This is a genomic window from Clostridium sp., assembly GCF_036642255.1.
Taxonomy (GTDB): domain Bacteria; phylum Bacillota; class Clostridia; order Clostridiales; family Clostridiaceae; genus Clostridium_J.
This window is the reverse complement of record NZ_JAVWDJ010000076.1, coordinates 1-9816: the sequence shown is the minus strand read 5'-3', so window position 1 is coordinate 9816 and position 9816 is coordinate 1. Positions and strand designations below refer to the sequence as shown.

Genomic DNA, 9816 nt, shown 5'->3' with positions numbered 1-9816 from the left:
AGCCAGAATATTATTACGAAGAAAGTACTATCAGAACATTACTAGCACAAGGAAGCGTAGAACAGTTGTTGGATTGTTTAGATTTTGCTCCAACTGGAGTTATAGATTTAGTAAAGAAAATAGCAATAGAAACAGAAGTAAATGATGTTGCTAAAAGAATGGCAATTAAAGATAAATTAAGTTTAGATGTAACTGCGGCTATAGCTAACAATAAATATGCTAATGGGGCAGAGGAAACAGAAGGTGGAGTACAAGGAAGAAGAGCTACTCCTATTACTGAAAATAAAGAAGTTGCTAAAGAAGGTAGAAGAACAACACCATCTTATAATATAGTAAACAAATAAAAAAAAGGAGGAGTAGTTATGGAAGAAAAATTAACTACTCCATTTTCCGTTATTTATAATAGGTTCTTAGCTAAAGCAACAGACGACTTATATATGGAAATGACAAAAGAAGAAACATATGGAGACTTGGAAACAATTCTACTTTCTGCTATTGCAAGTTTTGAGTTTCCTAGGTTTCCTATTTTTAACTATAGCTTAGAAGCAGAAATAATTGGTGAGAATGGAGAGACTGTAATCATTTCTAAAGGTGAGTTTAAGAGTGAACTTACTTTTGAAGAAATAGAAATTGTATCAGATTTAATGATAATAGAATGGGTTAGAAGACAAATTAACTCAGTAGAAAATACAAGAATAAAATATAGTGGTTCTGACTTTAAGTTTACATCACAAGCTAACCACTTAGATAAACTATTAAAGTTTAAGAAGGATAGTGAAGTAACAAATAAACACAAACAAAGGCTATACAAAAGAAGAAAAGTAGCTGCTAATGGAACTATTGAGACTAACTGGGCAGGTTTAGCAGGAGGGGTTATCGATGGAACTAGAAACTAAATATGGGTTTAAAGTAAATAAAACTGATATTAATGGATATTTGTCAATACAAAAGAATAAAATATATAAACTACTTCCGCTAAGGGAAGAAGGGCTGGAGTGGGATAAGTTTTTAAATTCCATTCTTGTAGAATTAAGTGGTTTTAATAAGTTATTTGATAACAAAGTGGCTTTAATGGCGACCATGGCAAAATTAGAAGGTCTGTATGAAATTGAGGATTTTATGGTTTACAGAAAAACTATATTTGAATGTCTTAATTCTATTGACGAATTGGAGTAGAGTATGGATGCGTATGATTTACTAAGAATTAGACTTGCAAAGAGTGGTGGAAACGCAGAAGGAAGAATGGTTAAAGGTAAGTTGGAAAGCTTAGAAAAGGCTTTGATTTACTCTTATCAAGCAGAAACACTTTCAAAAGATGGTGTTGAATTTAGGGCTTTGTTGAATAATAATAAATTAAAAATGGATTATGATGATAAGATAATCTCTACACCTTTTAGTAATAATTTAAAGGTTGGAGATATATTTTACTGGGATAGAACAAGAGAGAATTGGATAGTTTACTTACAACAACATTCTGAGGACGCTTACTTTAGAGGTTTCGTCAGAAAGGCACAACATTCTATTAAATGGAAGAATAAGTTTGGGAAAATTTGTGAGGTTGCCGCCGCGGTAAGAGGTCCAGTTGAAACTAAGATTAAAGGCGAGTTTAAAAAAGGATTAGCGTTTGACGTACCTAACTACACTTTATCTATTTTAGTGCCAAATAACGATGACACCTCTTCTCTTGTTAGATACTCAAAGATATCAATAGCTGACAAAATTTGGCAAGTAGCCACTTCAGATGCTATTAGTGAGCCGGGTGTAATAGGTTTAGAGATAGTAGAGGATTACTACAACAAAGATGAAAACCATGATATATTAGATAAAAACGATTCAATTCCAGATAATGGAAGTGATAAAGTTAATGTAGGTTTAACAGTTGAAACCTCTCTTGATCATGTTACTGATTTACAGTTAGGTGAGTTCTTCAAGATTTGGATTAATGTTGAAAAAGATGGTAATTATGTAGAAGAGTTAGTAATTAATACCGAGGTTGAGGTTATAACAGGAGATGTTTCTTACATTGGAGATATGATAACACCTGTAGGATTAGACCCTATTCTTATTAGAGTTTCTATACCAAAAGCAGGATTCACAAAAGACTTTAATATAAATGTAGTGGATGCAGATTTACCTCCAGCTTCTTCATATCAAATCTTTGGTGATGATACAGTTAAATCATTTGGTAAGAGTTGTTATCAAGCTAAACACTTCTTAGATGGACTCGAAAAAGAAATAACTAATGGTTCTTGGGGAATTGTGTGTAACGACCCTAAATTATTTACAGTTGTGGGTAATGAAGTAAATGAACTATGTGTTAAATGGACTGTAGGAAAAATTGGGAAATTGACTATTCAGTATTTAGTTGATAATGTAATTGTAGATAGTAAAGATATTAAGGTAGAATCTTTAATATAAGAAAAAGGAGTAAAAGGATATGAGAGCAGATATATATAAAAAAGATGTAACAACCTTCACAACGGCGCAATCAGATTTATTTAAGATTGTGGATCTTTTAATAGGTAATGATAAGATTAAAAAGTTATTATACTACCAAACAAGAGACGCTTTAAAACAGAAGAATTTAACTGATGAGCAAACTTTGGGATTAATGAATAAGAATATTAGAGTTATTCCTCAATTGCCTATTGATGAAAATGTTCAATCGTATATAATTATAGGATTTGATAATTTCATTACCAATGAGAATAATCCTGAATTTAGAGATAATGTTATTGTGTTTGATGTTATTTGTCATTTAGATACTTGGGTAATGGAAGAGTACCAACTAAGACCTTACTTACTTATGGGGCAAATAGATGGAATGATTAACAATAGAAAGTTAAATGGAATAGGCACTGCGAATTTTGTCAGTGCCAATCAATTACTTCTTGATGAAGATTTAGTTGGTTTTACTCTTGTTTACAGGGTAGTGAATGATGTCTAGTGTAGACAAACTAACTTTAATTTCTGGAATAGATGTTCCTATTCCAGAGTTGAGGTTGAGCATACATCAACCATCTATTAGAGAAATAGCTTTTATTGGGGAAAAAGATTTCTATGCGGCTGCTGAAGTTCTTATTATGAACTCAGAAAAATTCATAAATAATAGTGGGGACTCTTTAGAGGAGAAGGACAATGTTGCTTTATCAGAGATGTCAGAATTTCAACTGTTTATGATGATGGCTAATTCCAACTCATTAATCAAGGTTAAAGTTATTATGTTATTCTCATTACTTTTTCCTAAGTTTATTATTGAATTTGAGGAGAGATTTATATTACTTGTGAATAGTGGTAACAAAGAAACCACAATGTTAGATGATGATAATTTTTCAGTTCTACAAGAGGTTGCGAAAGTAATTCTCTGTCTAAACTCTGGTGCTTTAAGTGAGGAATTTAACCCTCAAGGAGAAAGAGCTAAGGAAATAGCTGAAAAGATAAAAAGAGGGAGAGAAAAAGCTGCTAGATTGAAGGGTGAAACTAAAAAAGAAAGTAGCTTCCTCTCCAAATATATTTCTAGTCTTGGTATAGGAACCAACTCTTTAAATATATTAAATGTTTTAGATTTAACCCTTTATCAACTATTCGACCAAATGGAACGTTTTGGATTAAATGAATCTTACAAGATTTCTATCAAAGCTAAACTTGCTGGAAGTAAAGAAGTTGAAGATGTTGATTGGTTAAAAGATATAGAAAAATAAAATAAAATTTAGGAGGAAACAGCATGAAATTTGGAGTAAGAGAGATTTGCGAAGTCGTTCTTAGAGCGAAAGCGGCGCAAACTATAGGAAATCAAAAGTTCGTAAAAGACGAGCCAGTGATCTATTTTGATACAGCTAAAACATCTACTGTTGAAGGCGCAGCGACTACTGTGTACGCGACAGGGGGAAGAGGAAACACTAGACTCATAGCTTAAAACCCAGGCGTCCATATTGGAAACAGTGTGGAGAATTAGCTACTAAATTGCTGGAAACCCGTAATAACCATATGCCTTTAAGGAGCGAGAGCAGAAACAAGTTATGGTTTACTTAGTGAGTGGAAACAGACTCTAAGTGTATAATCGGCAATCAGCAGCCAAGACTGTATTTGACAAATCTTTCTATTTATGATATAATATATTATAAACATAAAAGGAGAGATTAATAATGAAACAATTAATATTTGAGGGACAAAAATGGAATTATGCTGTATCAGAAAATGGTGATATTTACTCTATGAGTAGTAAAAAAATAATGAAGCCATATGTAACAGACAAGGGGTATATGAAAATAAGTTTAGTAAACAATGGTACAAAAAGAACATTTTCAATCCACAGGTTAGTTATGTTAACACATAATCCCATAGAAAATCACAGTGAACTAGAAGTAAACCATAAAGATGGTAATAAGCTCAACAACAACCTAGGTAATTTAGAGTGGTGCTCAAGAGATGCGAACATGTCTCATGCAACTGAACATCACCTTGTCGGACAAGGAGAAACACACTCTAGAGTCGTTCTTACTGAAAAGGAAGTGCTTGAGATTATTAACAAATATAAGGCAGGAGGTTGCTCGTATGCTAAGCTAGCAGATGAGTATGGGGTTCACAAATCCACTATAGGCTCTATTGTTAGAGGAACTAGTTGGAAAGTTTTTCTTACTCAAATAGGTTATCTACAGTAAGGTTCAGAGACTATCCTTTTAAGGAGTAGGGGAGTAACAGCCCCGAAAGAGTAGCTGCCCAAACAGTTCGGCTGTGGGCAAAGATATAGTCCTCTTTTCCCTGGAAAATGGTTTATCGTGGGAGGGGGAAAAGACTGTTACATTTACAATGGAAGATGCTTTAATCAGTCCTATGGGATTTGCTATCCTATCAGGTGCTGGTCTTGTTGAAGCGTCATCTACAAAGAAAATAAATGTTCATAAAACTTCTCAATTAGAAGTTAAAATCACAGCAGCTGGTTCTAATTTTGGAACAGAAAGAGCTGCAACAGATCAAATAATTGCAGACTTAACAGAAGTAATAGGTAAGAATGCTACTCTAACAGAGAAAGCTAGTGCTTATGGTTTCATAATGACTGACTCTGGTTCTATTGGAACTAAGTTAGGAGTAGGAAAAGTAGCAACTTCTACTAAGACAATTACATTTACAATACCTACTGGTTCTACTTTAAAGGCTGGAGATACTGTAGTTGTAATGGTAGATTACTACGTTGAAATGTCAGGTGGAGTTACTCAATTAGAAGTTACACCAGATAAGTTCGCTGGTAACTACTACTTAGAAGCTTCTACTTTATTCAGAAGACAAGAAGATGGTGTTGATTTACCAGCGGAATTTGTAATTCCTAATGTTAAAATACAATCAGCATTTAACTTCTCAATGGCTGCATCTGGAGATCCAAGTACTTTTGCTTTCACAATGGATGCATTCCCAGACTATACTAAGTTTGATAGAACTAAAAAGGTTTTATTTGCTTTACAAATAGTTGAAGATGTAGAATAGAACACTAAGGATAGACATAACAGTCTATCCTTTTTTTTTATATAAAAAAAGGGAGTGGAGTTAATGAATGGATATATAGCTAATAAACAATTTAATCAACCATATGTGCATTATTTAAAGAAAAGTTTTACTAGAACAGGAGCAAGATTTCAATCTTATTCTAAACAAATAAAAACAATAAAGGAAAATAGTTCACCGCAATTTAATAAAGCAGAAGAAAGTGCAATTAAAAAGGCTATTCTATCAATGGAAGGTTTAGTTGATGAGATAGGAAAGATAGTGGTAAAAGAACCTAATATAGTTGCGGGTGCCAACCCTATTCCAGGTGAGTTTGAGAAAGAAGTTCAAGAATTATCTAATATAGCAGATAAGCTAACTGCCGCAATTAAAGATTTTATGGAAGTGCCAGACTATAAAAAGTCTCTTATTACCTCTTCTCTTGATTTAGGGTTAAAACAGTTTGATATAATTCAAGATGGGGATTCGCAAACCAACGCCACAATAAGAAAACTTATAACAGACTTAAATTCTTTACAAAGTGCGGCTGGTGGAGATAATGTAACAAAAGGATTAACCAATGCTTTGAATGAATTAAACTCAAGCTTTTCTACTCTTGCCGCAGATACTTTAGCTAAAAATGCTATTGGTGATATGCTTAAAACTATGGGTGGAAATAAAAATGTAGAAGTAACTAATAGTCAAAATGGTTTTAAAACAATTAATAAATCTATAAATAAATCTTGGCTTAACGCTAACTTTTCTATTGATAGAAGCAGTGCCATTGCTTCTGTGTCCTTATCAATTCCTGAAGATGGTAAAAGTATAGGGAAGATTAAAAAATACTCTTTAAATAAGTCGGCAAATTTAAAAACAATTTTAGAGAAATCAAACCAGGTTAATTCAAGTTTCACTTATGATATGGTTAACTCGATAACACATGGTGGAGCTTCAGCCGTGTTTGCCGCAAATAAAATGAAATTAACTTCAGAACTAGCGGCGCAATCAGTTACAGATTTAAAACTACCATCTAATGGTTCTTATTTAATATATAATTCTAACAGATTAATGAACCTGTCAAACTTTCTAGACTCTAAGATAAACTCTACTATTGAAGGTGTTTCTAGTGCAGAAAGTGCCGCTAGAGGCAAGAACAGACATTCGGCTTTAACTCAAAGATATGTAAGAAGCAGGAGTATTGTAGATATGACATTAAGTGGAGTTAGACTAACTTTAAAATAGAAAGTCTTGACAAGAGACTGTTGAGTGTGATATAATTATAATATAAACAAATTTAAGGAGGAAATACAATGGCTAAAATAGCGTTAAACAAATTATCTTTAGAAAAAACTACTAAAATAAACACAATCAAATTAGGTGACGTAGATATTGAGGTTTTAACTTATCTACCTGTTGAAAAGAAAATGAGTCTTATAGACTTAGCTATACAAGAAAGTTTATCAGAAGGAATATGTGATTCCCTTTGCTTGGATGCAATATTACATTTATTTATCGTTCTGTCATATACTAATATAGCATTATCTCCTACTCAAAAAGCAGAAATGTTAGATACATATGACTTAATGGAAAAGAATGGATTAATTACTGAAGTGGTAAAAGCCATCCCGGAGCATGAGTACAGAGATTTAGTTGAGGCAATGATGATTCAAGTTGAAAAGGTTGAAAAATATTCAGCTTCGTTCATAGGACTGTTTAAAGAAGCAATGGAAAACATTCCTCAAGTAATTCAAGGTGTTCAAGAGCAGTTAGGTGAAGTAAACATAGATGGAGAAAACTTACAAAATGTTTTAAGTATCGCAAAAAACAACGGTGCACTATAAGGGTCAATTGCTATTAAAATAATTAAAGCCTACTGTATATATATACAGTAGGCTTATTTTTTTAAGTAGAAACAAGGAGGAGAACAAGGAATGTCAGATATTAAATATAAATTATCCTTTGATGTAGACAAGAGAGGAATTGTTGGTATTCAGCAAGACTTAGACCAGATGGTAAGAACAATACACCAAATGGCTGGTGGTCAAAGCGGTTTCACAAAAGAAGTTAGTGACGCTTTTAAGGCAACAGAATTACTTAAAACCTCTTTAACCAATGCACATAATGGCGATTTAGGTAAAATGAATACAAAGAAATTCACTAAAGAGTTAAAGGCGGCTGGAACTAGTCTTACAGAGATAGAATATAAATTAAATAAAGTTGGGGCAAGTGGCGGTCAAGCATTTGACTCTTTAAATAAAAATATACGTCAAACAGGTGTTGAGGTAAAGCACACTAGTAAGTTAATGGATAGTATGTTTGATACTATTGGAAAGACTGTTAAGTGGAGTATAGCCAGTCAAATGATGAATCAACTTGGAGGTTCTGTTCAAAGGGCAATAGGATTTACTAAGGCTCTTGATGAATCTTTAAATAATATTCAGGTTGTTAGTGGAAAGAATGCAACAGAAATGAAAGTGTTCGCAGATGAAGCTAATAATGCGGCACAGGCACTTGGTAAATCAACTACAGAATATACAGATGCTTCACTAATCTTCTTCCAACAAGGTAAATCTGCGGATGAGGTTAGAATGTTAACTGAAGCTACTTTAAAAGGTGCTAATGTAACAGGAACGGAAGTTGCGGAAATGGCTGAGCTACTTACAGCTGTTATGAATGGTTATGGTGTAGCTGCAGAGCACGCTTTAGCTATAACAGACAAACTAGCCGCAGTAGGAGCAGCTACAGGAGCCGATTTTGAAGAGTTGGCAACAGGAATGTCTAAGGTTGCATCTATGGCTGATATAGCTGGTGTAAGTGTTGACCAATTGGGTGCTCAACTAGCTACTATTACAACTGTAACTAAGGAAGCTCCAGAATCTATCGGTACATCTTTAAAGACTATTTATGGACGTGTAGCAGAAATAAAAGTAGGAAAAGAAGATGAAGAAGGTTGGGACTTAGGAAAGGTTGAAGACGCTTTTAATAAAGTAGGTCTTTCAGTATTAAATGCCAACAGAGAAATGAAAGATGTTGGGGCAATCATGGAAGAAATTGGACCAATGTGGAAAGATTTCAACAGAGAATCTCAATTAGGTTTAGCAAATGCCATGGCTGGACAAAGACAGGCTAATAGACTTATTGCACTATTCAACAACTGGGAAATGTATACAGACGCATTAAACGTATCTCAAACTTCTCTTGGTGCTACAACAGAGCAAAATGAAATCAGAATGGAGTCTATGTCTTACAAATCTAAGCAATTAAGAACAGAAATAGAACAATTATGGATGAACTTAATAAACTCTGATTTCTTAAAGGCAGGAACTGATTTATTAACATCTGCAGTTTCTGGAGTTAATAGTTTAGTTGAGTCTATTAATGGCGTTGGTGGTGCTTTAACTCTTGTGGGTGGAATTGCCCTAGCAGTATTTGGTAGACAAATAGGAACTTCTTTAGATAGAAACATAGAGAAAATTGGAAGTTTCAGCCAAAGAGTAAAATCTATTCCAGATTCTATGAAAGAGAAGAAAAATAGAAAAAGTGGGAAAATGTCTCAAGAAGATGAGATAGAGTATGATAGTAGACAAAAGCAAAAGCAAGAAGAAAAGATTGTAAGTCAAGGTGCATCTAAAGAAGATAAGAAAAGATATAATGAAGCTTTAGAAGTATCTAGAAAGAAAATAGAGTTAAAAGAAGTTGAAGCTTTAAGACTAAAAGAAATTAAAGAGCAGGTGGCAAAACTCGACAGAGAGGGCGAAAAACAAGAAGAGATTGCTAGTAAAAAAGCTATTGAGATTTCTAAAAAGAAAACAGAAATGGAAGCTAAAGCCGCTAAAGCACAGCGTACTCATGACACAGAAAAGAGACTTTCTTTAGCAACAGCTAAGAATATTTCTAAAGAGGGAGAAGGTTTAAGCTACAAAGAACAACTTCAAGTAATGACAGATACTGAAAAGAAAAACTTAGGTATGACAGATGCGGAACTTGCTAAGTTCACTAGTTTAGAAGATGTTATCACTAGAATAAAAAGAGCAACTGTTAAAGATGGTTTAATTTCAACTCAGCAAGACATGGTGGAAGTTAAGGCTCTTGAAGCAGAAATAGAAAAACTAAACAAAGAGAAGAAAGCGGCATTAGGAAAGGCAAGAGGTTCATATGAGGATATAGCAACTATATCAGACGATCAGATGAAAAGTGAAAATACTATTGCTAGATTAGAAAATGACGCTAAAGAATCTACAAATATTGTCAATAATATTGTTGATGAATCGGCAAGAAAATTGAAATCAATAAACTTCACTAAAATTGCGGGAACAGCAGCAGCTGCTTTTGCAATAG

At 33.5% G+C, this 9816-nt stretch carries 12 protein-coding genes; all 12 read left to right on the top strand.

Going from position 1 to position 9816, the window contains the following annotated elements:
• The coding region (locus tag RR409_RS20060; RefSeq protein ID WP_332559555.1) for a hypothetical protein at positions 1-344 on the top strand (344 nt) is incomplete at its 5' end.
• Between the two features lie 18 nt (positions 345-362).
• A complete protein-coding gene (locus tag RR409_RS20055) occupies positions 363-896 on the top strand; it encodes a hypothetical protein (RefSeq protein WP_332559554.1) in 534 nt (177 codons plus the stop codon).
• On the top strand, positions 880-1176 hold the full coding sequence (locus tag RR409_RS20050; RefSeq protein ID WP_332559553.1) for a hypothetical protein: 297 nt from the start codon (positions 880-882) through the stop codon (positions 1174-1176). The genes RR409_RS20055 and RR409_RS20050 overlap by 17 nt, the downstream gene beginning before the upstream one ends.
• A 3-nt stretch (positions 1177-1179) precedes the next feature.
• Positions 1180-2418 carry a hypothetical protein gene (locus RR409_RS20045; RefSeq protein ID WP_332559552.1) on the top strand — a complete coding sequence of 413 codons (1239 nt, stop codon included), beginning with the start codon at positions 1180-1182 and terminating at the stop codon, positions 2416-2418.
• A 19-nt stretch (positions 2419-2437) separates the two neighbouring features.
• Entirely contained in the window at positions 2438-2947 is a 510-nt protein-coding gene (locus RR409_RS20040) for a hypothetical protein (RefSeq protein WP_332559551.1), read from the top strand.
• Positions 2940-3701, top strand: coding sequence for a hypothetical protein (locus tag RR409_RS20035; protein WP_332559550.1), 762 nt, complete (start codon positions 2940-2942; stop codon positions 3699-3701). The genes RR409_RS20040 and RR409_RS20035 overlap by 8 nt, the downstream gene beginning before the upstream one ends.
• 23 nt (positions 3702-3724) lie before the next feature.
• Complete coding sequence (locus RR409_RS20030) at positions 3725-3916, top strand: hypothetical protein (protein WP_332559549.1); 192 nt, start codon at positions 3725-3727, stop codon at positions 3914-3916.
• A 229-nt stretch (positions 3917-4145) separates the two neighbouring features.
• Positions 4146-4661 carry an HNH endonuclease gene (locus RR409_RS20025; RefSeq protein ID WP_332559548.1) on the top strand — a complete coding sequence of 172 codons (516 nt, stop codon included), beginning with the start codon at positions 4146-4148 and terminating at the stop codon, positions 4659-4661.
• Positions 4662-4809: 148 nt separating this feature from the next.
• On the top strand, positions 4810-5481 hold the full coding sequence (locus tag RR409_RS20020) for a hypothetical protein (RefSeq protein WP_332559547.1): 672 nt from the start codon (positions 4810-4812) through the stop codon (positions 5479-5481).
• 63 nt (positions 5482-5544) lie between these two features.
• Positions 5545-6720 (top strand): hypothetical protein, encoded by a 1176-nt coding sequence (locus RR409_RS20015; RefSeq protein ID WP_332559546.1) that lies wholly within the window; start codon positions 5545-5547, stop codon positions 6718-6720.
• A 68-nt stretch (positions 6721-6788) separates the two neighbouring features.
• On the top strand, positions 6789-7319 hold the full coding sequence (locus RR409_RS20010; RefSeq protein WP_332559545.1) for a hypothetical protein: 531 nt from the start codon (positions 6789-6791) through the stop codon (positions 7317-7319).
• Between the two features lie 90 nt (positions 7320-7409).
• The coding region (locus tag RR409_RS20005; RefSeq protein ID WP_332559544.1) for a phage tail tape measure protein at positions 7410-9816 on the top strand (2407 nt) is incomplete at its 3' end.